This is a genomic window from Enterococcus sp. 2G9_DIV0600 (assembly GCF_002140615.1).
GTDB classification, from domain to species: domain Bacteria; phylum Bacillota; class Bacilli; order Lactobacillales; family Enterococcaceae; genus Enterococcus_D; species Enterococcus_D innesii.
Window position 1 is genome coordinate 229,523 of sequence record NZ_NGLL01000002.1, and the last position, 25,461, is coordinate 254,983.

Here is a 25,461-nt window from a genome sequence, read left to right on the forward strand (position 1 = left end):
AAGAAAATGGATTACACGATTTTTCAAATCATTTTAGTCTTCATAGTTACATTCATTGCCGCAATCGATCAATTTAGTTTTTTAGAATCATTGTACCAACCCATTGTTACCGGGATGGTTATCGGACTTATTCTTGGAGATCTTCAAACCGGCTTGATCGTTGGCGGAACGTATCAGTTAATGACGATCGGCAATACGCCGGTGGGCGGCGCGCAACCGCCAAATGCGGTGATTGGCGGAATTATGGCAGCAATCTTAGCAATCACGCTGCAGCTAGAACCAACAGTAGCGGTTGCTACGGCGATTCCGTTTTCTTTGCTGGGGCAATATGGGGTGACGATTATCTTCTCACTAATGTCACCAGTGATGTCAAAAGCCGACAGCTACGCCCATGATGCCAATACGAAGGGCATTGATCGAATCAATTATTTAGCGATGGCGGGTCTTGGAACGATCTTTGGCTTGATCGTGGTCTTATTCTTTATCGGCGGTGCTGCCTTCGGGAATCAGGCGGTCGCAGCGATCCCTCAATGGTTGATGGGTGGGCTTGGCGCAGCTGGGGGCATGATGCGGTATGTCGGTTTTGCGATTTTACTAAAAGTGATGGTTTCCAAAGAAATGTGGGGCTTCTTCTTTATGGGGTTTGGTTTAGCCACGATCGTAATGGCGGCACCTTCTTTGCAAGGACCAGCCTTGATCATTCTAGCCTTTATCGGTTTTGCATTAGCCTTTTGGGATTATCAAATCCAGTCCAAATTTAAAGTAGCAGCAGCCAATACCTATGATTTCGGAGGCGACGAAGATGGCATATAATATTCCCGATTCTTATAGCGAACAAGCGCCAGCAGAACAACTGGATAAAAAGACCTTGAACAATATGGTTTGGCGTTCCTTATTTCTACAAGCCTCTTTCAACTATGAGCGAATGCAGGCAGGAGGCTGGTTATTCAGTATTTTACCGGGATTGAAAAAGATCCATAAAAATGAAAAGGACTTGGCTGCTTCAATGAGCCATAACTTAGAGTTTTTCAATACCCATCCATTTTTGGTGAACTTTGTGATGGGGATCATTCTATCGATGGAACAAAACAAAGCCGACATTCCCATGATTCGGGCAGTGCGAGTCGCCGCGATGGGACCGCTAGGCGGGATCGGTGACGCGTTATTCTGGTTCACTCTGGTACCGATAACAGCTGGTATCACAGCAAATATGGCGATCAATGGAAACATCGCTGCACCGTTTATTTTCTTACTGGTATTCAATGCGGCCCAATTCGGCTTACGGTTCTTCTTGATGCATTGGTCCTATCGTTTAGGGACAGATGCCATTGGGATCTTAACGGAAAATGCCAAAGAGTTTACCCGAGCAGCGAGTATTTTAGGAATTTTTGTTGTCGGTTCCTTGACCTGCGTGTATGGGGCGACGTCTTTGGATATTCAGATCCCTAACGGCACTACCAATGAAGTGACGCAAGCGACGACGATCGTGGATGATCAAGCAGCCATTGCCGCTTATGGAGATATGCTGTATACCACGGATGAGAATGGTCAATTGACCGACACACTGCAAGAAAATGCAGCGGTCAACGAACTGGCTAACGGCAAATATGAATTGACGTTTAACAAAGTCAACGAAGTGCCCGTGACGATCGATATTCAAAAAATCCTCGATGGGATCTTGCCACAAGTGATTCCATTGACCATCACACTGATGCTGTATTTCTTCTTATCAAAACGCGGCTGGACGCCGTTGAAATGTATCGCTTTGCTGCTAGTGATCGGCTTGATCGGTTCTGGCTTTGGTCTGTATCCATCCATTTGGCCGCAATAAGCAAGCTAGCAGAAGAAACGGCGCAACACGCAGGAGGAGTTTTGCTAAGCAAGCAACAGCTGACTTTTCAGCTTAGCTCGTGCTGGCCATTGGTTCATTTTCCTGCGTGAAAAGACGCAAATTCAGGAAACAGAGCCCCTGTAGACGATTGTTTGACACGCCTATCGGGAAATAGTACACTCGTTATGTGGTAGTAACCAGTTTGGAGGGGCTTATGAATATCAATAAAAATCGACAACCATTATACGATCAATTGTTAAATTTACTGATTGAAAAAATCGAAAATGAAATGGAAGCAGACACAATGCTTCCCTCAGAAAGAGAGCTGTCAAAGCGCTACGGATTAAGTCGGACCACCGTTCGCTTGGCTCTACAGGAGCTAGAAAAATTAGGCTATATTTATCGCCAACATGGCAAAGGCACCTTTGTCTCGGATATCCGCAAACAGGCAACCAATTTATCAGGTTCCTATAGTTTTACCGAACAGATGAAAGCACTAGGGAAACAACCAGAAACTAGAGTATTGGCATTCAAAAAAATGGAAGCGACAAAATATTTTGCCACTCAGTTGCAAGTTTCCATCGGCGAGCCGATCTACAAGTTAAAACGATTGCGTCTTGCTGATGGGCAACCGATGATGATCGAGCGTTCTTATCTGCCGGTCAAACGCTTCATGCATTTAACGAGTGAGATGATCGAGCAAAAACCATTGTACGACATCTTCCATGAAGACTTTCATCAAGTGATCCGCCTCGCGGACGAAGAATTTTTTGCCAGCATTGCCAGTGCGAAAGATGCGGCATTGCTGAAAATCCACGAAGGTGCGCCAGTGTTGAACCTGGTACGCAGCACGTTCAATATTGAAAATGAAGTGATCGAATACACCTTGAGTGTTGCCCGAGCAGACCAATTTAGATACAAAGTCCGCCACTTGCGTAACGACGAGTAGCGCATTTCCTAGACAGTCTGAAATGATCCACTCGAGCAAAGAAAAGGCGTGTATTCAAAACCAGTGAGGTCGGGGAAGTTTGCCCTTTGGGTGATCGCTAAGCATTCATCCAAGACAAGCGTTCCTCGCACCGTCACTGGGAATACATACTGGAAAAACAGTAGCTAGGAGGAAGAAAGATGTTTCAACTGTCAACAAAGGAATTAGCAGAATTAGGTGCGGAGATTACAACAAGAGAAATCAAACAACAGCCAGAACTTTGGCAAGAAACCTTGACGATCTATCAAGAAAAGCAAGAGGCGATCGCGACTTTCTTACGTACCATCAAGCAAAAGACGGACAAACGAATCCGGGTGGTCTTCACGGGAGCGGGGACGTCGCAATATGTTGGAGATACGATCGTTCCTTACTTGAATAAGACGGGCGCAACTGCGGATTATCTTTTTGAAAGTATTGCTACGACGGATATCGTCGCTGCTCCAGAACAAGTTTTATTTGCGGATGAACCAACACTGCTCGTTTCTTTTGCTAGAAGCGGCAATTCACCAGAAAGTTTGGCGGCGGTCAAAATCGTCGACCAATTCGTTGCCGACAGCTATCATTTGGCGATCACTTGTGCAGCCGACGGATCTTTGGCACAACAAGCTGCCGCTGATGAAACGAGCTATCTGTTATTGATGCCTAAGAGGTCAAATGATGCTGGCTTTGCAATGACGGGAAGTTTTTCTTGCATGGCTCTTTCCGCACTGCTGATTTTTGACCAGACGCCTCTGACAGAAAAGGGGCATTATGTTGAAACCCTTAGCCGATTGGGGCAAGAAGTGATCGACAGAGAAACAGAACTCCAAGTACTGACGGACCGTTCCTTTAAGCGGATCGTTTACCTGGGCTCAGGCACGTTGTCGGGGTTGACCAGGGAAGCACAGCTAAAAGTATTGGAACTGACTGCGGGAAAAATCGCCACCGTGTTCGATTCTTCGATGGGCTTCCGTCATGGACCGAAATCATTCGTAGATGATCAAACCCTCGTCTTTGTCTTTGTCAGCAATACGTCCTACACGCGGAAGTATGATCTTGATATGTTGGAAGAATTAAAGAGTGACGGCATCGCCGCCGCAGTGACTGCTATCGGACAGCCAACCGCTGTGAATTTTTCAGGAACAAACTTTTTCTTTCCAGATGACACATCATTGCCAGACGGTTATCTAACCTTAGCAGACATTGTCTTTGCACAAACGATCGCACTGCTGGCATCGATCAAAGTCGGGAATACACCCGACACCCCTTCGCCAACGCGTACCGTCAATCGGGTGGTCAAAGGCGTGACGATTCATCCGTATAACAACTAACGATGACTGAGAAAGCCCACCACGAGCACGTATCTTTTCTTGTACGAAGTCGATACGTGCGGTGGTCAATCAGTCGAACGGCTTCATCAATAGACATTTTTATACGTGCTGACAACCGTTTCGCCAACGCTGAAAAAAGTGAAAGCGGTTGATTCTTTGGCATGGACAAAAAAGGAGGAATTTTAATGAAAGCAACCGTAACGAAAGCCAAAAAAGCAGCGATGGATCGCCTGTCAACGAAAGAAGGAGTGATCGCAGCTTTAGCGATCGACCAACGAGGTGCCTTGAAAAAAATGATGGCAGCACTTGGCGTGGAGGCTGATGCAGAGAAAATCAGCCAGTTTAAAACGCTAGTCTCACAAGAATTGACCCCTTACGCGTCTTCTATTTTATTAGATCCAGAATATGGGTTGGCAGCTGCGCAAAGCCGTGATCCAGAGGCGGGGCTTTTGCTGGCGTATGAAAAAACCGGCTATGATGCGACTACGCCGGGACGTTTGCCTGATTTATTAGGGGAATGGTCGGTTGAGCGATTAAAAGCAGCAGGCGCCGATGCCATCAAATTTTTGCTTTATTATGATGTAGATGAAGCTACCCAGATCAATCAGTTGAAACACGTCTTTGTGGAACGACTCGGCAGCGAATGCCAAGCCGCTGATCTGCCCTTCTTTTTAGAAGTTCTTTCCTATGATGCTAAGTTGCCTGAAGTCGACTCAAAAGCATATGCGCAACGCAAACCAGAAAAAGTCATCGGATTGATGAAGGAATTTTCAAAACCACAGTACAAAGTCGATGTGTTAAAAGTGGAAGTACCAGTCAATATGAATTATGTGGCAGGTTTTGCCAAGGAAGAAGCCGTGCATACCAAGGAAGAAGCCGTGCATACCAAGGAAGAAGCTGCCGCGTATTTCAAAGCGCAAAGCGACGCGACACATCTGCCGTTTATTTTTCTCAGTGCAGGCGTATCAGCCAGCTTATTCCAAGAAACGCTGGTTTTTGCCAAAGAAGCTGGCTCCACCTTCAATGGCGTCTTGTGCGGCCGGGCAACGTGGAAAGATGGTGTTGAATCCTTTGTAAAACAAGGAACAGAAGCAGCACAAGAATGGCTAGCAAGTACTGGAAAACAGCACATCGAAGACTTGAATGAAGTGATCCAAAAGACCGCCACTTCTTGGTGGGACAAAGTCGCGGTCGAAGAATAGTTTTTTCGCTGTTTGACAAGAGAAATGGCCAGTAATCAGACATCTTAAGGGCTTTTGAGAAGAAGTGGTAGGCTTCTGACTTAAGGCTTTAGGGTGTCTTTTTCTAGTGAAAAAAGGTTGATAGTATAACGGACGCTGCCCTCATCTAGACAAAAAAGGGTTAGCAAAAAATTATGAAAAAAAGTCAGAGCACTATGGATGATTTATCATAATTTTTTCATATAGACTAAGTTAACTTTGCTAGTTAAAAGAAAAAGAAGGGAAGAAAATCAATCCTAAAAGATTTGTTAACAGGTTAAGTCAAAAATCCCTCAAAATCTTTTCTCATTTTTCAGCAGTATTGCCAGTAGAAGATCGCTTGATAAAAAAGCCGTTGCTTGCTATTCTGTTCTGTAAATTGACAGAAGGAGATGGCGTATGAAGCAAATGGCAATCAAAGAGAATCCATTTTTGACGCGTCTGGATTATCAGCGGGCATTGGAAGACATGATCGCTCCTTTGCGAGAAGCGATCTTGGCAGATGACTATCCAGGATTGAATCTAGGTAGCAGTGGGGCCGTATATGATCGAACACGGGCTGAGATGGAAGCGCTTGTGCGTCCTTTGTGGGGGCTGGCGCCTTATTGGAGGGTTTGCCCAGATGATCCGTTACGAGCAGCTTACGTAGAAAAAGTGATAGCAGGGACAGATCCTGAACACGCGTTTTACTGGGGAAGGATCACGGATTATGATCAATACATCGTGGAAGCAGCCGCATTGTCATTGACCCTATTGTTGCAGAAGGACGCTTTTTGGACAGCGTTGCCGCAGAAGAACCAGCGAAAGCTAGTGGCTTGGCTTTCCCAAGCACTTGAGTGCAAGATTCCTAAGAACAACTGGACATTCTTCAAAGTGTTGATACGCGTTGCCTTGTTTCACTGTGGGGAACCGTTGGCAAAAGAAGCATTGTCCCAAGAGTTGGCATTGATCGATTCCATGTACATTGGCGATGGTTGGTACGTAGATGGGAAAACGACGCAGCGAGATTACTATATTCCTTTTGCGTTTCATTATTATGGCTTGATTTACGCTACATTTATGCAAGACGAAGACCCAGAATGGGCACAGCGTTTTAAAGAACGAGCCACCCGATTTGCCCAAGACTTCGTCTATTATTTTGATGAAGATGGCGAAGCCTTGCCCTATGGCCGCAGCCTGACTTATCGGTTTGCGCAAGGGGCGTTTTTCTCGGCACTGGTTTTCGCAGACGTCGAAGCGATCCCATGGGGACAGATGCGAGGACTACTGGCGAAGCACTTGCGCAATTGGATGGCACAAGAAATTTTCACTTTCGATGGTCGCTTGTCCATCGGGTACCACTATGAAAATCATGTAATGGCAGAAGGGTATAATGCACCAGGCTCGCCTTATTGGGGGCTGAAGACCTTTTTGCTTTTAGCGGTCGCAGAAACGCATCCTTTTTGGCGGGCTGAACCTGAGCCAATCAAAAGAGAGCCGCAAAAACGGATTGAAAAAGGCAATATGTTGCTGGTGCACAATGAAAAAAGCCATCATCTGTTGGGGTATCCTGCAGGCTTGATGCTTGAACAGCAAGCCCATGCTCAAGCAAAATACAGCAAATTCGTCTATTCGAGCAAACTTGGTTTCAGTGTGCCGAAAGCTGGCGTCACGTATGCCGAAGGCGCCTTCGATAGCACATTAGCTATTGCTCGAGATGGCAGCTATTTTCGCACGAAGGGCGCAGTCAGGGATTATCGAGTGACGGAAAAAGGGGTCTTTTACCAATGGGCACCCTTTGAGGAGGTAGTGATTGAAACTGAGATTTATCCCTTTGGTCAGTGGCATGTGCGCGTGCACGAGTTGACGACGACGATTTCGTTGGACCTCCGTGAGGGCGGGTTTAGTGTACCGCTGACTGGACGGTTGCCTCAGGCCCAAACAGGACCGACCTGGAGTCGAGTCAGTGAAGGAGGCTTTTGTTCTCAAATCATCAACATCGAAGGCTATCAACAAGCCAGTATTGTTCAGCCAGAAGCCAATACCTCCGTCTTTTTTCCAAGAACTAGTTTTCCATACTTAGCACAACATATTCCACCAGGGAAGCACCGTTTGATTTGTTTAGTCGGTGGTATCGTAGAAAAAGAAAGGAGCGATCCAAATGATTACGCTAGCAATAAAAAATAAGCAGGACCAGGTGATCGTCGGTCGCATCGACCATGAAAAAGAACCCGCGCCGTTTCAAGTTTCTGGTGATGATTTGGCCGTATTAGCCATTAAAAACTATCCCTATGAGGAAGGGGATAAGATCGTCGTTGAGGTGACGGGGGAAAATCCGTATTATGTCCTTCAGCTTGATGAAACCTTAGCACCATCACTGATCTATCTTTCCCAATCCACTTGGGAATATCAGATCCCTTGGACGGAATCTCATCGAAAGTCCTCGGTGGAAACGGCCTTTGCCTCGCAGCGCCATCACCTGATGGTGCGTAAAGCCCATGCGTTTGAGATCACGAATTATCAAAATTTATCTTTCAATGCCCATGATCAAAAGTCAGCGACAGGGGCGTATCCTCATGCTTCAGCGAATGTGGAGACGCGAGATGATTCCGTCTTTTTTGCCAAGAATGCGATCGATGGAAAATATGGCAACCGATCCCACGGTTCGTATCCGTTTGCTTCTTGGGGCATCAATCAGCAAGCCGATGCTGCATTGACCATTGATTTTGGTCGTCCTGTCTTGATCGATCGGGTTCGCTTCCTATTACGGGCAGATTATCCCCATGATAGCTATTGGACCAAAGGGACCTTGGTCTTTGCTGATGGAGAAGAGCTGTTGGTGGGAACGACAAATACGGCGTCATTTCAAGAAGTTCGTTTTCCGAAAAAAGAAACGACTAAGCTAACCTATAAAGAGCTGCAAAAAGCAGAGGATGATTCCCCATTTCCAGCTCTTACACAAATCGAAGTATTTGGTTGGAACTGTTAAAAAAAGAGGACAAGAGCATGACAGGTCTGCATTTGTGGGCAGCTGTCATGCTCTTTTTTTAGGAATCAATGAAGGAAGGTCGCTTTTTTTGTTCGTTTACGTTATAATGATTTCAGTTAATATGTTAACAAGTTAAGAGGAGGGTAAACATGCGTCTGCAAGAGAACAAACAACGCTTGATCCTGTTAGGAGAAAAAGTGACCGATGTGTGGTTAGCGGATAAAATCACCGCGTGCATCCAACAGATCGAAAAAAATAGTCAGCGCTTTGGCACACAGTTTCCTTCAGCCTGTGCCACCAATGGCAAATATCGGCTGAAAGGCAACGATGATTGGACCAATGGCTTTTGGACGGGGATGTTGTGGCTCGCCTATGAGTGGACCAAAGAAAAGAACTTTTTGACTCGAGCTATGGAGAATATCGACAGTTTTCAAACGCGCTTAGACGACCATTTTGTATTAGATCATCATGATATCGGGTTTTTATATAGCTTATCCGCCGGTGCTGGCTACAAGATCACTGGCGATGAACACTGCAAGCAAGAAGTCATTCAAGCAGCAGATGTTTTGTTGGCACGTTTTCAAGAAAAGGGGGAATTTATTCAAGCTTGGGGCACTTATGGCGACCCACAAGAATACCGCTTGATTATTGATTCGCTACTGAACTTGCCGCTTTTATTTGCAGCAACCCAATTGTCGGGAGAGCCTCGTTACGCAGAGGCCGCGAGTAAGCATTATCAGACAGTGCGAAAGACTGTCATCAAAAATGACGCCACCACCTTTCATACGTATTATTTCGATCCTGAAACGGGGCAGCCAAGTCACGGGGCGACGCATCAAGGAAACAGCGACCAATCGATTTGGGCACGAGGGCAAAGCTGGGCGATTTTAGGGCTCCCTTTGAATGAAAGCTACTTGCATAGCCAGCCTTTTCCAGAAAATTATCCGCAGATCGTGGAGGTGTTCTTAGCACATTTACCCGCAGATCTCGTGCCGTATTGGGACTTTGATTTTAACGACCAACATCCTGCTGAAAAAGACAGCTCTGCTTTAGCGATTGCGGCTTGTGGCTTGTTGGAAGCAGAGAAAATGGGGGCGTATCCTGATGCTAAAAAAATCGCTAAAGGGATGCTTTACCAATTAGGCGAGCAGTATGCAGCGAGCCAAGTGCCAGAAAATGAGGGCTTATTGCTGTATGGTGTGTATGCTCATGCGGAAGGCAAAGGCATCGATGAACCCAATCTTTGGGGGGACTATTTCTATTTAGAAGGATTGATCCGATTGGCATTGCCTAATTGGCAAAGATACTGGTAAAGGGGAAGACGACATGCGAACGTTTGAGATAAAAGAAGATTTTTTGTTAGATGGAAAACCAATCAAATTGATCAGCGGAGCGATCCATTATTTCCGCATGACACCGGCGCAATGGACAGATAGCCTCTACAATCTAAAAGCACTGGGAGCCAACACAGTTGAGACCTACATTCCTTGGAATCTCCACGAACCTCGTGAAGGAGTCTACGACTTTGAAGGAATGAAAGACATCTGTGCTTTTGTAAAGCAAGCCCAAGTGCTAGGCTTGATGGTCATTTTGCGGCCTTCCGTCTACATTTGTGCTGAATGGGAATTTGGCGGGTTGCCAGCTTGGCTGTTAAACGAACCGATGCGGTTGCGCTCAACCGACCCACGCTTCATGGCAAAGGTGCGTAACTATTTCCAGGTCTTGCTGCCAAAACTTGTGCCGTTGCAAATCACCCATGGGGGACCAGTGATCATGATGCAGGTGGAAAATGAGTACGGCTCTTATGGAATGGAAAAAGCGTATTTGCGCCAGACCAAGGAGTTGATGGAAGAATACGGCATCGATGTACCCTTGTTTACTTCAGATGGGGCATGGGAAGAAGTACTGGACGCTGGGACATTGATTGAAGACGACATCTTTGTCACAGGCAATTTCGGCAGTCGTTCCAAGGAAAATGCGGCTGTGATGAAAGAGTTTATGGCAAAACATGGCAAAAATTGGCCCATCATGTGCATGGAATACTGGGATGGCTGGTTCAACCGCTGGGGCGAGCCGATCATCAAGCGAGACGGTCAAGACTTAGCTAATGAAGTCAAAGAGATGTTAGCGGTCGGCTCCTTGAATCTCTACATGTTCCATGGAGGCACGAACTTTGGCTTTTACAATGGCTGTTCCGCTCGGGGAGCGCTGGATCTACCACAAGTGTCCAGCTATGATTACGATGCTTTACTGACAGAAGCAGGAGAACCTACCGACAAATACTATCAGGTACAAAAAGCCATAAAAGAAGCCTGTCCCGAAGTGTGGCAAGCCAAACCACGGACCAAGCAATTAGCGGCATTAGGAACCTTTCCCATCGAAAACAGTGTCTCATTATTGGCTATCAAAGATCAGCTGATGGCACCGCAAGAAAACATGTATCCACTAACAATGGAAACTGTCAGCACAGGCTACGGCTATTTGCTCTATTCGGTTCAGTTAAAAAACTATCATCGAGAAAACAAACTAAAAGTGGTAGAAGCTAGCGATCGGCTGCATATTTTTACCGACGGCCAATTACAGGCGATCCAATACCAAGAGACGCTAGGCGAGGAGCTGTTGATCCAAGGGGCACCAGATAAAGAAATCATCGAGCTAGATGTCTTAGTGGAAAACATGGGGCGTGTGAATTACGGGTTTAAATTGAATGGGCCTACGCAAACCAAAGGCATCCGTGGGGGCATCATGCAAGATATTCATTTCCACCAAGGCTATCGTCATTACCCAGTGACGCTTTCCGCAGAGCAGCTACAAGCCATCGATTATCAAGCAGGAAAAAATCCGACACACCCCTCCTTTTATCAAACGACCTTCAGGCTGACAGAGGTAGGAGATACGTTTATCGATTGCCGTGGGTATGGCAAAGGCGTCGTTATCGTCAATGGCATCAATCTTGGTCGCTATTGGCAACGTGGCCCCGTGCATTCCTTATACTGTCCGAAAGAATTTTTGAAAAAAGGCAGCAACGAAGTCGTGGTATTTGAAACCGATGGCGTTGAGATCAAGGAACTCGTTTTCTGTGATCAACCTGTCGTAGAATAAAAAAATAGAAGTAGAGACCCAAATTTACGCGGGCTCTACTTCTATTTTTGTTTTGAAATATTTCCAGTGCTTGTAGATGACGATGTATTCAGCGACACTTCCATCTGCTAAATAGGAGTGCTTGACTTGTTTGACCGCAGGCTCTCGGAAGCTCAGTTGCAATAAGTTCAACAATTCAGCGTCATCAGGAAAGACGATTTCGTTGGTTTCAACAGAAGCCAATGAGAAAAGGTCGATCGCAAAGTCTTTTCGGACCCGCTCATAAACACTAGCATATCGGTTGAGGTTTTTGGCGATCGGTTCTTTCATCAGTTTCTTCGGTAGATGAGTGATGTGAACCAAGAAAGGAACATCGCCAAAATAGCGGACTCGTTTGATTCGGTAGTAGGAAGCACTGGCAGCCAACCCTAATTCTTTCAAAATCTCCGGGTCATTTCCTTCTTCCACCGCAAGGACCTTGACCTTTTCTTGGTCCAGTGAATGCAGCTCAATGTCGGAAAACTTCACACTTTGAGATACTTTTGCTTTTGAAACAAAGGTCCCTTTGCCTTGGATGCGATACAGATAGCCAGCACTCGTCAATTCATTCAACGCTTTGACTGCCGTGATCGAACTAACAGAATACATTCGCTTGATATCCGCCTCTGAATAAAACTTATCGCCGGGAATGAATTTATGGTCTTTGATTTCTTGTAAAAGATCTTGCTTGATCTGCTCATACTTTGGCAGCACAGTGGTTTCCCTCCATTCCATATGAATACATCAAGCATAACATGTTAAATCCTTTCCTGCCACTTAATTATTGTAGAAAATATGTTGTTTTCCAGTCTGTACATGCCTTAAAAATAAAATTCAATATGTTAAGATATTAGGTTTACGGATGGCTTGCCATGTGGTATAGTATGCTTATAAGGAACATAACATGTTAAGTGGGGCGACCTACGGAGTAGGAGGGAAATTAGTGGAAAACATTGTATTGATCAGTCATGGCGGCATGGCAGAAGGGGTCAAAAGTAGTCTCGAGATGATCGTAGGCCAGCAAGCAAACGTTCACACCGTTTCATTACGACCAGATAGTGACAATCTGCAGTTTGAAAAAGAATTGAACGAGAAAATGAAAGCCCTTAACGGTTCAACATTGATTATTGCGGATCTATTAGGAGGAACCCCGTGCAACGTTGCAGTCAAGAATTATTTAGAGGATGACGAAGTGGCGATTTTCGCTGGAATGACATTGTCCGTAGTGATCGAGGCAGTCGTCAATCAACGAGCGACGATCAACGAGCTGCTTTGCTTAGCCAAAGAAAACATCGTTGATGTCAAAGCAGGGATGAACCAGGCAGAACAAGAAATTTTAGAAGAAAAGCAAGAGGAATTAGGGGATTACAGTGCGTATGCTGGGCAAGAAAATATCGTCAATAGTCGGATCGATGAGCGCTTGATCCACGGACAAGTCGCCGGTATCTGGTCCACCAGTTTAAACACGCAACGGATCATCGTGGCCAATGATGAAGCCGCCGCAGACCCATTACAAAAATCTTCTTTACGAATGGCAGCGCCAACTTCGATGCGACTTTCCGTCCTTCCAGTGGCAACGGCAGCCAAAAATATTCGTGCCGGTCGTTATGGCAAGCAACGGTTGTTTTTGCTTTTCAAAAATCCCCAAGATGTTTTGCGTTATATTGAAGCAGATGGACCGATCAAAGCGATCAACGTCGGCAACATGAGCTACAAAGATGGTGCACGGGAAGTAACCAAAAGTATTCAAGTGCTGCCAGAAGAAGAACCAATCTTTGAAGCGATCGCCGCAAAAGGCATCACCGTCACGGCACAGCTTGTACCCAATGAACCATCGATCGACTTTATGAAGAAATTACGAGGATAAACCAGGCAGGGATTGAATCGAGGAGAATATGTAGCGGAAGATTTGTCAAAAAACGAGTATTTTTCACAATTTATCTGAGGCGACATAACGATCGATAACCAGCCAGTTAAGACTCGTTCATACAATTAGGAGGAAAATTCATGCATTTAGCAGCGTATCAAATCATTCTTATTACTGTTTATGCTTTTATTGCTATTAATGATTCACTTATTTCCAATACGTTGACCCAACCAGCGATCGCCGGAATGATTTCTGGAATGATCATGGGGGACTTAAAGACCGGTTTGATGGTCGGTGGGACCTTGCAGTTGATGCGTTTAGGGATCGCCGCATTTGGTGGTGCATCCGTCCCAGATTATTTTACCGGCGCAGTACTGGGAACGGCGTTTGCCGTGATCTCAGGAAACGGCGCGGAATATGGCATCGGCTTAGCAGTTCCAGTGTCCTTGCTGATGCTGCAACTGGATGTCGTGGCTCGTTTTTGTAACGTATTTCTACTACACCGGATCGATAGAGCCATCGACAACATGCAAGTCAAACGAATCCCACGGTTAGTTTTATCGGGTTCTTTCTTATGGGGATTGTCACGGGCGATTCCGATTTTATTGATGCTTTTAGCTGGAGATGCAGTCGTTACGACGATTACCGATAACACGCCAGAATGGCTGATGACTGGACTAAAAACCGCTGGTGGCGTCTTGCCAGTCGTCGGCGTAGCGATCTTATTACGCTACTTGCCAACAAAGCACTACATTCCTTATTTGTTATTAGGCTTCTTTTTAGCTGCGTACCTGCAAGTGCCAATGCTCGGCGTTTCCATCATTGGGCTCGTAGCAGCAATGTTAGTCTTTAAACGTGATAGCGAAAAAGGCACGGTTGCAACGGCAGCTGCCGGAGATTTTGAAGGAGGATATGATGGCGATGAGTGATCAAAAACTGACAAAAAAAGAGTTGAATACCATTAGCTGGCGTTATATTTTGGCAAGCCAATTAAACTGGAACTATGAGCGAATGATGAGTTCAGGCTACCTTTACGGCATCCTGCCCGTCTTGAAAAAATTCTATGGCCATGATGAAACCCAGCTGCAAGATATGCTGCGGACCCACAATCAGTTTTTTAATACTAATGCGATCTTTGGGAACTTAATCATGGGGATCGATGTCGCGATTGAAGAACAAGACGGACACAAAGCCAAAGAAACGATCATCGCCTTGAAAACGGCCTTGATGGGTTCCTTGGCAGGTGTCGGTGACTCCTTGTTCCACGTGATTTGGGGAACGATCTTTGGCTCTGTTGCTGGCACATTGGCGCAAAATGGTTCCGTTGTTGGTTGTGTCATCTGGATCATCGCCAACATCGCGTTACTTTTCGGTCGGGCAGCGTTGCTTCCCCTAGGTTACAAACAAGGGGTCAAATTAGTGACGACCTTGAAAGACAAATTATCTGCCTTCACCAATGCCGCAACCGTTTTAGGGGTCACAGTGATTGGTGCTTTGATTCCCTCTGTCGTTAAAGCGACCGTTCCTTTTGTCTATAAAAAAGACGGCGTCGAATTAGTGATCCAAGACACGTTGGATGCCATCTTGCCATCCCTTGTACCTATCTTGCTCGTCTTGCTGACCTACTGGATGTTAGGCCAAAAGAAACTAAATTCCACTCGAGTAATTTGGATCATCTTGATCTTGTCGATCGTTTTGAGTGCGTTTGGTATTTTGGGCTGTCTCTTATACACATCTAGATGTGTATAAGAGACAGCTGATAGATAAGAATATGTAAATATAATAAAGAGTGTGGAATATTTTTCCGCACTCTTTTTTTATAAAATAATTTGTACGTTTTTACTCGTAAAGAATTTAATTCAATCGGAAACATAGAAAAAAATAAATTTGGTCATTCCCTTTTTGCTCGTCTACTAATATTTTGATGTGTATTGAATATCTATTGGTCAGAATCAAAATAAAAAAAGACAGAAACCAATGATACATAAGGTTTCTGTCTTGTTGAAGATTATTCCCACTCAATGTAGAACTTGGGTTCTACAAAACCTTTTATATCAACGTTTATGAGTGGTCATTTTATTTTGGTGACAGTGTTGGAGACAGTTACTTTTTCACTGCCTGATTTCCATTAAATACGACGTTGCTTTTTTTTGCTGTTTCAATTTTGATATTTCCATTCATAACTTGTGCAATTTCTTGGTCTATGCCTGAATACATATGCGAATAGTGTTTCAACGTAATTTCTGGGCTTGAATGACCAAGACGTTTTGAAAGTATCAGAACCGATACATTAAATTCGTTAATGAGATAGCTTGCGTGACTGTGGCGAAGTCCTTTTGCTTCGATTTCTGGAACGCCTGCAATGTTTGCGTACCGTTTGACAATGCGGGCAATGGTTGACTTAATCATTGGGTTACCATCATAGCTAAATATGAAATCAAGATTGCCGATTTCTTCTGCTTGTCGTTTTTTCCACGTTTTCAAAATTTCAATCGTATCATCATCAAGGCTAATAATGCGACTACCTGCTTCTGTTTTTGTGTAAGATTGCCGTTGCCAGTTTGTTTTACTTTCAAGTATCAACATATGCGTTACACGTAATGTTTTTTTCTTGAAATCAACATCATTCCACCAGAGCGATGTTCCTTCATTGACACGAACACCAGTATTAAAGTAAACCCAAAGCATAACAAAGCAAAGGTGTTCATACAAACTATCAAGGCAAATTTGATTGATGACCTTTTCAAAATCTTGTTTAGTCCAGTACGCTACTTGTGCTTTGCCTTTAGGAATTGCTTTCACTTTCATGGCAACATTGGTTTCCAGATATTGCAAACTAACCGCCATTCCTAAAATTTTCTTCAAAGTTGAAAACATCAGACTTGCATAACCGTTTGAATAGTTTGCACCACCTCGCCGTTTTGACAAGAGCCACGTGCGGAAATGCTGTACATCCTGAACGGTGATCGCTCGAAGCTGTTTTTTTCCGAATCGGTTCATGATGATTTTTAGCATTGGTTTTCGGCTCTGATAAGTCTGTTCAAGCACATCCGTTTCATAAAAAGGCAAATACACATCATTCATGAATTGCTCAAAGGTCATATCATAGTTTGAGTAGCCATTTGTTTGAAAGAACTCACTGCGAACACGAGTTAATTCTTTGTAAGCATCTCTTGCCGATAAGAAACGTTTTCCATTCTGATTTTTGCGTGCTTTTTTCTTAATGCGTTTCCCTGTGATAAGGTCGAAACCAAGACTGGCTTCGTAGTAAAACTGCCCCTTATCATCAGTAAATACACCTGCATATTGTGTTGTTGGCAATTTTTATTCCTCCGCTTCTGATGACAATTCAATATCACCGATAACGGATTTTACCGCCTTCAAAGGAATAACGGACACCCGCTTCCCTTGATAAAACTCATATCCTTGTTGTACCATATATGCCTTACCTTGTCGAATGATACTTTTCGCTGTGTAGGGTGGAAAGCCCAAGCGTTCTAAATCTTGCCAACTTACCATTTCTTTATTCATCTTCTGCACCTACACGCTTCGTTGCTTTTCTTGTGCTATTTCTTTCCTTCCGAAACTTTCTTGAATCAAGTAATCTAGCAAAGAAATAGGTCTTATCTACTATTAAACTTAATAACAGGGCGTTGTTTTTCCTTGCATAGCTAACAAGAGAATCAAAATTAGTGAAATCTTGTTCCTCAATAATATCAATGACTGTGTTCAAAAATGTTCCACTTTCTTGCTCCATTAAAAATTTTGCAATATCAAATCCCGAACCGCTCTCGATATCATCAATGTTATAAGGCGCCTTATCTGGTGATTGTGCATGTATAAAATAATCGTACATTCCTTTTGGTGAATGAACTGGTTCAACATGTTTTGGGGCATTCAAATTTTCGTTGATTAAATCTGAGACTTGCGAATAACTTTTCAAACTATCAAAGAACAACGCCCCGTGTTTATGGGATTTTTGTATCGCACCTGTTTCTTTATCAACATCTTTATCATGCCATGGACTCAATACAAATGGCACTTGCATTTCTTCGAGTATATCCAGATAATTTTCTGGCACACTTTCCTCGTAAATTATAAACGTCCATTTACTAGAACGTCTCTCTTTTTTCTGTTTTTTCATATTATCTGGTCCTTTGATTATTGATTACTGGTACATATTGTCGTAGTAATATGTACCGTTTCTTTCTTCCTGAAAAATACAGCGGAGCCTCTTTGCTCTTGCCGATGGCAAGCAAAAGCTCCGCTGTCCTGTTTTATCTAATTCTTGTTCCTTCAAGGCGTAGATAGCTTTTTACTCGCTCAACATTTGAAAATGAATAATCAGTTAATCGATGGGAAATTTCATCACGTATTATATCTTTGTTATCTGAAATCATGCCGTGTATTCCAAACTCATTAGGAATTTTCAGCAAGAAGACAACGCTATTATTGTGAACGTCAACAATAGTTTTACTGATTACCTTGTTGTATCTGAGTATCTTGTTTTTTTCTTCCTCATGGGTTGGCCTCATTTGCAAAAATTTTCTTATCCGAGAAGTAATCCAGATTGATTTACCAATATTTACCACTGAATCCTTCAAAATCCTTGTAATGATTTCGGGTAAGATAATCGCAAGAGTGATTAAAATCGAAACGATTAGCGCCTGTTGCAATCCGTGTTGAACAATCAGCACATACTTATTGAGAAGTTGAATGTATTTATCCATATTACCGTTTTCTTGACTTCGCAGGAATATCCCAACCAACTTAAAACCAAAATCAGCAATAAATAGTAATACACAAGCTAATAGCAGGTAGCCATTCAAACGGAACGTCCGAATAAAATATGATTTTTTCATTTTACATTATCCCTTCTAATTTATTGAATGTAGGCGTTAGTAATGGAACAATCTGGAAAGGGTGCTCGGAGTCTATCACTTGTATCAATCCCGTCCCAATACCTTGCGGAATGACTATACCTTCAAGGTTTAAATCTGGGAACAGAAACTGAGTAGTTTTGGAGTTAATGTTGCCGACCTGCATGAGTATGTTCATTTGTTCGCGAACTGATATAGGTATGGCATTATTATCAAATCTCTGTGAAACCAAAAGCAAATGTACTTTGCTAGCTCTGCCTAATAGGGCTATCTGTGAAAGCAAACTAAAGAATGCGTCTTTTATCAGTTTCGCTACACCGTCACTTAATGCCAAAACTTCATCTATGACGATGGTATAATGTTCAAAATCTTCTGTAGGGTTGTTATACAAAACTTGTTGCCGTTGCTGAATTAATTCAAGCGCTTTGCTCAATTCGCTATTCACTTCCGATACAAAATCAGACTTGCTTTGACTTGCATTAGGAGCGACAACAAGCACGTTATTCTCCCTACCCCAACGACTTGGCAGATCAAACTTAGGGTCTACAATGACGAGCTTCGATGACCGTTTCAAAACGCAGAGAAAGTAGGTGAGGGCGTACGATTTGCCTGATCCACTATTGCCCGCAATAGCAATACTTGTGACTTTATTCAAATCAATCGTCAGATTTTTCATGACAGGAATCCTATTGAGTGGTAAACGGACAACAAAGCTTTCAATATCAGTGATGATAAGCCGTTTTGAAATTCCCGTGACCCACGGGAAGAACAAAGCACGTTTTACGTGAATATCGTCAGTATCTAATGGAACGAAGTATGCTCCTGATTGTTTAAGCAAAGTAAAATCTGGGTAAAGCATGGCATTCATGATGAGAAAAATTTTCTGATATAGGTCGTCATCAACTAGATAACTTGCAGGTAGACGGGGGATGAAGGAAACTCCCTCATCCGCCACCTTTATATCAAACGAGTTGGTGTAACTGGTTTCTCCGCCAATCTGCAAGGCCATATTTAATCCCTGTAATAAATACTTTGCTAATTCTAGCCGTGTATTTTTTATCATTTCACCACACGAATCCCTTCGGCACGGAAGTAAACATTAGAACGAATTTCAATAGCTTCTAAGTTATCAAGTTTCACTTCTGAAAGAAACGGTGGTAATGTCGGCATTTTTACAAACTTTACTGTAAAAGGATTAACGCCTTCTTGAGAAAAGTAAAGTTTATACCCTTTGACTTCATCCGTACGTTTTTTCTCGATATAGTTGTACTGAGTTTCAACTTCAGATGATACATTATAGATTGGCTTATCATCTGCAATATATTTTCCTGTAGTTTCTGAACTGTAAGTGCTTTGTGAATTACGTGTTTTCATAGTTCTGTACCTCATCAATTTAATAGTATCGGCTATCAGCAGTTTGCCGACCCGTCCGCCGAGTTGTTTGCAACCAACTTGGTGACTTGTTATCAAGCACTGCTTTACTTGATGAACTGAGTATGCCATTTTTTTTATTGAGGAGTAGGGGAGTTTAAAAATAAAAAAAATAAAACCCCCGCACTTTCTGCGAAGGGTTATACTTGAACTACTTTTTATTGATTTTCTTTATCTTTATTTTGGAAATATTATGCTTCTTTTGCCCCTCTTGCTCAAAGAGCTGATTAAAATCGTCAAACCCAACGCACCAAATAAAAGGCAATAGAATTTCTTTAATAAACACATCCAATGAATGAGGTAAATTTTCAAATGTAAGTGTTTCTGAACTTACATTTTTTAGTTTGCTATTATCAACTTTGATATCTTGGAAATCAAAAACATCTCCAACAGGCTCTAAGCTTTCGTGAACATTATAGGTAAAATCAATAAAACTTGATACCAAAGACTGGCTACTTTCACCATCATCAAGAATTTCATCTTTATAATTCTTGTAAAATTTTTCAACATCTTCTTTTGTTGATAATGGAATATCCCAAAAGTAACGACTATAGTCCTTTGATTCTTGCATTTCCAAGAGTAATGTAACGATATAATCCTCAAAATAAATTTCTGGGTCTCCCCAGTACACTTCGTTTAAGTCTTTAAAGCCTAAGTTGGTTACTAACGCCTTTGCCAAATCCAAGCTAACCAGCTTAGAATAATTCCCATCAATTATTTTTTTAGTTATATGATAATCTATTACATTAGTCAGGAGTTTAGTATCGGAATAAATATCGACCTTTGCAGGACGTTTTTGACGTTTTGCCCACGCCTTGTATTTTTCATCAATGCGTTCTGAAGCTTGCGAATAAATCAATTGTGTAGTTTTGGGATATGGGTTTTCTTTGGCTACTTTAACCAAGTTACTCACTCTCCCCAATATTATTCCTAGGAAAATTTTCCGCAACCATGGTCAAATCAACTTGTTCAGTCAAAACATCACGATAGTCCACTCCAACAGTAGTCATCAATTCAAGTATCGTCTTCTGACCATCGCCTTTTGTATAAAATTTCAATCCGCTGATTTTGACATTATCTACACCGTCCTCAAATTCCATTTCAGCTTGGTGGTCTGTCATATACAGCAGTAAGTCTTGTTTCCAAAGTTCGCTAACAAACCTATCACCACTCATTCCTTTGGGTTCAATAAAGATCTGGAAATAAAAGTCGCTATCTTCAAGGAACAGAATGAAGTCCGGTTGAAAGCCTTGCAAGTGCATTTCCACAGTTTCGCCAGCACGATTGATCCGTGAGCCATATTGGTATAACTTGAGATTCTCACTTTTAGCTGATTCACGGTGCATATTCTCATCCATACGGAATAAGTAGACCGCTTTATGATACTTCTGTTTCAACTCCGTCACATGAGCTTTAATCCGCTCTATCAACTCATATTCCAACTTGTTGACGATCGCACGGTCATAAACATAGAAGTCCTCAGATATATCATAGACAGCTACTTTTTGAGTTGCTTCAGTTAAGAGGTTTGCCGTATCGTACTCTGGTACTCGTTTATTATAGTTGGTTAGATACTCATTGATTGGGTAGCCAACAAATCTGTTTGTACCGCGTTTTTTGACATAACCAGACTTGAATTTAACTTCATATTCTTTTAAAAGGTCAATGGTGATTTTCAAAATCTCGTCTGCCGTAATATCGGTTGACTTGTACTCTTTGGGCACGGTCAAGAATAGTTTCATCTTGCCAGCGTTTAGCCATTTTCCCCCATATATGAACTCTTTCATCGAACTTAGCATTGGGAGATACTTTCTCAAGTTATCAAACTGATAAAATTCTAAACGCTGAATCGCTTTTTTGATATAGCGGTCATCAAATTTATGAACACTGATTGTTTTGGTTTCAGTCAGTGCAACACTCGCTTGATAGGAGACTTCACGGCTACCATAATTTAGACTTCTTGCAACATCTGTCTTGTGAGTGATTCCATATTTCTCAATGGAATCGAACCATTCATCCGCTACGTCCTCAGCTTGGTTATAATAGATTTTACCTTTTTTATAGGTTTCCGTTTTCTTGAACGCTGGCTTGATCTTGATTTCAATTGGTGGGTTCTTCTTATCTTGACCCGTTGGCAAGTCCATTTGTTTCAAAGCGCCGACAAGCTGTTTTAGATACTGGGGTTCATTCATGGTATGGTAGTGTAAGGTTTCTAAGAATAGTTGTTTGTTTGACGTATCCCCATCAAATCTACGCTGATAACTTTTCACGCCATCTAACTCAAATGGATAGTATCGAGCACCACGACCAATGAGTTGCGCTTCAACCATTGTGGCATTTTTGTTTGTCGCAGCTTCCTGTTCAATGCGGACAATATCATAGAGGTTGAGAACATCCCATCCCTCAGTCAGTTTAGCGACCGCAAAAACCACACGATAAAGGTTGTTTGGACTTTCAAGCGTATTCAAGGCTTCATATTGCCCTTTTTCAAGCATATTTCCACTTGTGTCGTTAGCATTTAACACATTTCTAGGGTCAAAATCCTTCTTAATCTCACGGACAATTTTTGCAAGGTCATCTTCATTTTTGATATAGAAGTTATACGCCAATTCCAATGCTGAGCTATCATTGCTGTCTAGGACTTGTTGGCGTTTGATAAATGCGAGCAAGTCCGATACATTAAGATTTTGAATGAGCTCATTAAAGACCTTGTTAGCTTCTAGAGATACCGCCACTTTTGCGGACTTGAACATAATCAATGGCTTAAATGTGCCAGTAACTCCCTCAGAGTGGGCACGATATTTTCTAAACTGTGAAAGCAAGACAACGTTCAACATTTTATCTTGGTCGCTTGCGGACGTTTCAATTCGTTTAACCTGCTTGGAGTAGCCATCAAACATGAATTGATTCAACGGGTAGCGGTAAACCACCTTATCCCGATACTTGTTATAGATGACGTCCTTATCAAAATCGACTGTTGCTGTAAATTCAAGGAGTAGATTCTTTTGTTCCTTGTCATCACGAGCACGCAAGATTTTGTTAATAGCAGATTCCCAAGTGTTTTCGGCTTCCTTTTCAGACTTGGTACTTGCGGAATAATGGTGGGCTTCATCCGCTAAGACCGCAACAGGTTGATTTTCATAGTCTGAAAGCCCCATTGTATTTTCTTTCACGACAAACAAGTCATCTGATACTTTTTGAACCGAAGATAATTTGATGTAAATGGTGTTGTCTTGTTGAATACGTGGGAACCGTTCTACCTGCTTAACGAAAATGTGCTTGCCATCAATTTCAATCTTGTCTTGAAACAGGTATTTTTCACTGTTTTCGTTTACCAAGTTGTCTTTGGTTTTCATCAAAACTGAGTTAGTGTTGACGGTAAACAAGAAATTACGATAGCCGTGCTCTTGATAAAGGTAGAGGATAAGCCCCGCCATCAAATCGGTTTTACCTGAACCAGTCGCCATGTTAAATAAAACATGTTGAGGGTTCGGCTTAATTTGTGTTTGCGTGTAGTGGTAATTTCGGATGGCTTCATCCTGATAGTCACGTAAAGTATGGACTAGATTTGCATTGATGTACTCGGGAATTTCATAACCTTGGTGCTGACTGAACAAATCCTTTTCAGCTTGTTCAGCCTGATCCATAAGGGGAAATTGACGAGCATTTGCAGGTGTTTTCTTTGCTTTTGCCATCCTAGTCACCGCCCTCATAGAAAGTCTTGTTGAAGGTGTAATCTTCATCAGAGATTAAGCCACGGACGTTCTTATCTTCAATTTCTGAGTAGTTGTAGTAAAGCCCATTTTTATCAAGGAGCTTCACAAGTAGGCGTTTGTTTTCATCAAATCCTTGTAACCAATCAATCTTGGATAGGTCGGCACGGAATGAAATATCAGCAGGATCAGCCGTATCAGTACCAGAAAGCATACGGTCATAGACTGCTTTTAATTCATCAAGGTCTTTGGAATGGATAACATCTTTTAAGTAACCCATATTTTTAGGGAAGAGTTCAGCGTAGACAAATGACCCGCCACCTTGCCAATTGACTTCAGTTGAAATACCAGTCGAATCTCCGGAAATTACATTTTCAAGTCTTTGAACCACTAAATCCTGAATATAATCCATCTGTTCTATACCAATGAACCGTCTGTTCAATTTCAAAGATGAAGCCGCTGTACTTCCAGAACCTAAGTGATAATCTAATACCAAATCACCTTCTTGAGTAGCCATTTCAATTAACCACTTAAGCATTTTTTCAGGCTTCTTCCCACCATTGAACGGAACACCACCTTCGTGGCGGATATTACCGAAATCACCACTGAAATCATAGTAGTTCACAATAGGTCGATATTTTCGAGCCTCCCCCTTATCAATTTGCTCAAGCCTCTCTAATGGAATCCCTGAAAAGAACTGACCCCTAATTGAACTTTCTTTCTTTGGACCAGTAAAATATCTATACCCAAGTCCATCTTCTCCAATACCTTCCACTTTATAGAGTACCTCTAAACCATCAATATCTTTTCGCTTAGAGAGCTGTGTATCAAAGAATTTCCCTGATGTATTACCTGTCAAAACACTTCCACTTGCCCATGTATCTTTGAGGCCTTTCAATGTTGGTTCTGGAAGTTTCCTAATGGCATACTCACCTTTTTTGAAAATATGAACTTTTTTACCACCAAGCTCAATTTCTTCTCCAGATGATAACTCTTCAATCGCCCACTTGAATTTTGATAAATCGTAGTCATCATGTGGTTTATTCGGCGTAAACAGATTTTTATTTTTCGCATAAGCTAATACATACTCCATGACAGGTTGAAAGTTATCTTTCTCATTAAGAGACTTTTGAGTATACCTCGCTTGAATGTGAAATACCTCTAGCGAATTGCTCTCTCCGAAGATGTCATTCATCAACACTCGTAGATACGCTTGTTGTTTTTCGTCGATTGATACGAAAATAGCACCGTCATTTTTGAGAAGTTCATAAGCAATTTCTAGCCTGTTCTTCATAAATGTAAGCCAACTTGTTCTGTTAAATTTATCATTATAAGAAAAAGAGTCTTTGCCAGTATTGTAAGGTGGGTCAATATAGATAAGTTTGACCTGCCCAATGAGCTTTTCTTTAAGCGTATGCAACGCCAACAGATTATTTCCTTTGATAATCAGATTGTCTTTCTCCTTATCAAAAGAAACAATCCCATTATCTAATTCTGTTGTGATACCATCTGCTGTGCTGTGCTGTGCTGTGCTGTCTGATTATCGCCAAAGCGTTTGACATTTACAAACACTTTCTTGTCAAAGAGACGGTCAATTTCGTCTTTCTCGATAACCTCATTCAAGAATGCGTCATCATAGCCATCCTCATTATCTTCCTTTGTCATAGAAGCGGTGAGAACGCCATCTTTGAACGGGAAGTCTAATACAACATCTTGGCTATCTTGTAAGAACTTACCTTTTGAAGCTAACCCAACACGGTTTTCATACTTGGTGTAGCTTGTGTCCCAATAATCGTTATAGAGAACGGCTTCTTCAAGTTGTTCAATTTGAAAGAGCTTTTGTCCTGCCACTTCCTTAATGAAATGTTGCTTGATGAAATCCACTTCAAACAATTTGCTCAAAAGTGCTTCATCATAGTTTCGTAAATCATCCGTGAGTTTTGACCGGTTTAATTCTTCGCCGACAAAATACTTGTCGCCAAAAGATACCAAAGCCGTTTTCAACTCGTCAAAAATTTTCGGTTCAATCTTTGCCACTTTGCTCATCTCCTTAATCGTTTATCTCTTAAATTATAGCATTGAACGCCTTATACAAGTTAGCAAGAACCAAAAGAATCCTCCCACCGACAACCA

The 25,461-nt window shown here is 42.4% G+C and carries 21 protein-coding genes and 1 pseudogene; 12 read left to right on the plus strand and 10 right to left on the minus strand.

Annotated features, from left to right (window positions below; all coding sequences use genetic code 11):
- The first annotated feature begins 6 nt into the window (after positions 1 to 6).
- The 9 genes from A5870_RS14610 (at position 7) to A5870_RS14650 (ending at position 11,419) form a co-directional block, all read left to right on the plus strand.
- Entirely contained in the window at positions 7 to 813 is an 807-nt protein-coding gene (locus A5870_RS14610; RefSeq protein ID WP_086293691.1) for a PTS mannose/fructose/sorbose/N-acetylgalactosamine transporter subunit IIC, read from the plus strand.
- Complete coding sequence (locus tag A5870_RS14615) at positions 803 to 1,831, plus strand: PTS system mannose/fructose/sorbose family transporter subunit IID (RefSeq protein ID WP_077453025.1); 1,029 nt, start codon at positions 803 to 805, stop codon at positions 1,829 to 1,831. Before A5870_RS14610 ends, A5870_RS14615 begins: the two co-directional genes overlap by 11 nt.
- Positions 1,832 to 2,045: 214 nt before the next feature.
- A complete protein-coding gene (locus A5870_RS14620; RefSeq protein WP_005226773.1) occupies positions 2,046 to 2,780 on the plus strand; it encodes a GntR family transcriptional regulator in 735 nt (244 codons plus the stop codon).
- A gap of 179 nt (positions 2,781 to 2,959) precedes the next feature.
- Positions 2,960 to 4,129: an SIS domain-containing protein gene (locus A5870_RS14625; protein ID WP_086293693.1), complete on the plus strand. Its 1,170-nt coding sequence runs from the start codon at positions 2,960 to 2,962 to the stop codon at positions 4,127 to 4,129.
- A gap of 185 nt (positions 4,130 to 4,314) precedes the next feature.
- Positions 4,315 to 5,331 carry a tagatose-bisphosphate aldolase gene (gene lacD, locus A5870_RS14630; protein ID WP_252086058.1) on the plus strand — a complete coding sequence of 339 codons (1,017 nt, stop codon included), beginning with the start codon at positions 4,315 to 4,317 and terminating at the stop codon, positions 5,329 to 5,331.
- A gap of 417 nt (positions 5,332 to 5,748) precedes the next feature.
- Positions 5,749 to 7,515 carry a DUF2264 domain-containing protein gene (locus tag A5870_RS14635; protein WP_086293696.1) on the plus strand — a complete coding sequence of 589 codons (1,767 nt, stop codon included), beginning with the start codon at positions 5,749 to 5,751 and terminating at the stop codon, positions 7,513 to 7,515.
- Positions 7,490 to 8,317: a hypothetical protein gene (locus tag A5870_RS14640; RefSeq protein ID WP_086293698.1), complete on the plus strand. Its 828-nt coding sequence runs from the start codon at positions 7,490 to 7,492 to the stop codon at positions 8,315 to 8,317. Before A5870_RS14635 ends, A5870_RS14640 begins: the two co-directional genes overlap by 26 nt.
- A 149-nt stretch (positions 8,318 to 8,466) precedes the next feature.
- Entirely contained in the window at positions 8,467 to 9,630 is a 1,164-nt protein-coding gene (locus tag A5870_RS14645) for a glycoside hydrolase family 88 protein (RefSeq protein WP_086293700.1), read from the plus strand.
- Positions 9,631 to 9,643: 13 nt separating this feature from the next.
- A complete protein-coding gene (locus A5870_RS14650; RefSeq protein WP_086293702.1) occupies positions 9,644 to 11,419 on the plus strand; it encodes a glycoside hydrolase family 35 protein in 1,776 nt (591 codons plus the stop codon).
- A gap of 24 nt (positions 11,420 to 11,443) precedes the next feature.
- On the opposite strand, the gene A5870_RS14655 is transcribed toward A5870_RS14650, so the two are convergent.
- Positions 11,444 to 12,151, minus strand: a complete 708-nt coding sequence (locus tag A5870_RS14655) for a GntR family transcriptional regulator (protein ID WP_086293703.1) — start codon at positions 12,149 to 12,151, stop codon at positions 11,444 to 11,446.
- Between the two features lie 190 nt (positions 12,152 to 12,341).
- Between A5870_RS14655 and A5870_RS14660 the strand changes: the two genes are divergently transcribed.
- From A5870_RS14660 to A5870_RS14670, 3 genes are all read left to right on the plus strand, one after another.
- Positions 12,342 to 13,304 (plus strand): PTS mannose/fructose/sorbose transporter subunit IIAB, encoded by a 963-nt coding sequence (locus A5870_RS14660; RefSeq protein WP_170924057.1) that lies wholly within the window; start codon positions 12,342 to 12,344, stop codon positions 13,302 to 13,304.
- A 140-nt stretch (positions 13,305 to 13,444) separates the two neighbouring features.
- Positions 13,445 to 14,233: a PTS mannose/fructose/sorbose/N-acetylgalactosamine transporter subunit IIC gene (locus A5870_RS14665; protein ID WP_005226797.1), complete on the plus strand. Its 789-nt coding sequence runs from the start codon at positions 13,445 to 13,447 to the stop codon at positions 14,231 to 14,233.
- On the plus strand, positions 14,217 to 15,053 hold the full coding sequence (locus tag A5870_RS14670; protein WP_086293707.1) for a PTS system mannose/fructose/sorbose family transporter subunit IID: 837 nt from the start codon (positions 14,217 to 14,219) through the stop codon (positions 15,051 to 15,053). The genes A5870_RS14665 and A5870_RS14670 overlap by 17 nt, the downstream gene beginning before the upstream one ends.
- A 354-nt stretch (positions 15,054 to 15,407) precedes the next feature.
- Here A5870_RS14670 and A5870_RS14675 read toward each other — a convergent pair whose 3' ends face one another.
- The 9 genes and pseudogenes from A5870_RS14675 to A5870_RS14715 all read right to left on the minus strand — a co-directional run bounded on the left by A5870_RS14675 (position 15,408) and on the right by A5870_RS14715 (position 25,374).
- Positions 15,408 to 16,625 (minus strand): tyrosine-type recombinase/integrase, encoded by a 1,218-nt coding sequence (locus A5870_RS14675; RefSeq protein WP_086293708.1) that lies wholly within the window; start codon positions 16,623 to 16,625, stop codon positions 15,408 to 15,410.
- A gap of 3 nt (positions 16,626 to 16,628) precedes the next feature.
- Positions 16,629 to 16,835: a DUF3173 family protein gene (locus A5870_RS14680; protein WP_086293710.1), complete on the minus strand. Its 207-nt coding sequence runs from the start codon at positions 16,833 to 16,835 to the stop codon at positions 16,629 to 16,631.
- A complete protein-coding gene (locus tag A5870_RS14685; RefSeq protein ID WP_086293712.1) occupies positions 16,828 to 17,448 on the minus strand; it encodes a replication protein in 621 nt (206 codons plus the stop codon). The genes A5870_RS14680 and A5870_RS14685 overlap by 8 nt, the downstream gene beginning before the upstream one ends.
- A gap of 133 nt (positions 17,449 to 17,581) precedes the next feature.
- The gene (locus A5870_RS14690; RefSeq protein WP_086293714.1) at positions 17,582 to 18,166 is read right to left on the minus strand and encodes a hypothetical protein; all 585 of its coding nucleotides are present in this window, start codon (positions 18,164 to 18,166) and stop codon (positions 17,582 to 17,584) included.
- Position 18,167: 1 nt separating this feature from the next.
- A complete protein-coding gene (locus A5870_RS14695; protein WP_086293716.1) occupies positions 18,168 to 19,247 on the minus strand; it encodes a cell division protein FtsK in 1,080 nt (359 codons plus the stop codon).
- Entirely contained in the window at positions 19,244 to 19,558 is a 315-nt protein-coding gene (locus A5870_RS14700) for a hypothetical protein (RefSeq protein ID WP_086293718.1), read from the minus strand. Before A5870_RS14700 ends, A5870_RS14695 begins: the two co-directional genes overlap by 4 nt.
- Before the next feature lie 208 nt (positions 19,559 to 19,766).
- Entirely contained in the window at positions 19,767 to 20,519 is a 753-nt protein-coding gene (locus A5870_RS14705; RefSeq protein ID WP_086293720.1) for a hypothetical protein, read from the minus strand.
- 1 nt (position 20,520) lies between these two features.
- Complete coding sequence (locus tag A5870_RS14710; protein WP_086293722.1) at positions 20,521 to 23,310, minus strand: DEAD/DEAH box helicase family protein; 2,790 nt, start codon at positions 23,308 to 23,310, stop codon at positions 20,521 to 20,523.
- A 1-nt stretch (position 23,311) separates the two neighbouring features.
- Positions 23,312 to 25,374: pseudogene (locus A5870_RS14715) on the minus strand (DNA methyltransferase).
- Positions 25,375 to 25,461 lie beyond the last annotated feature (87 nt).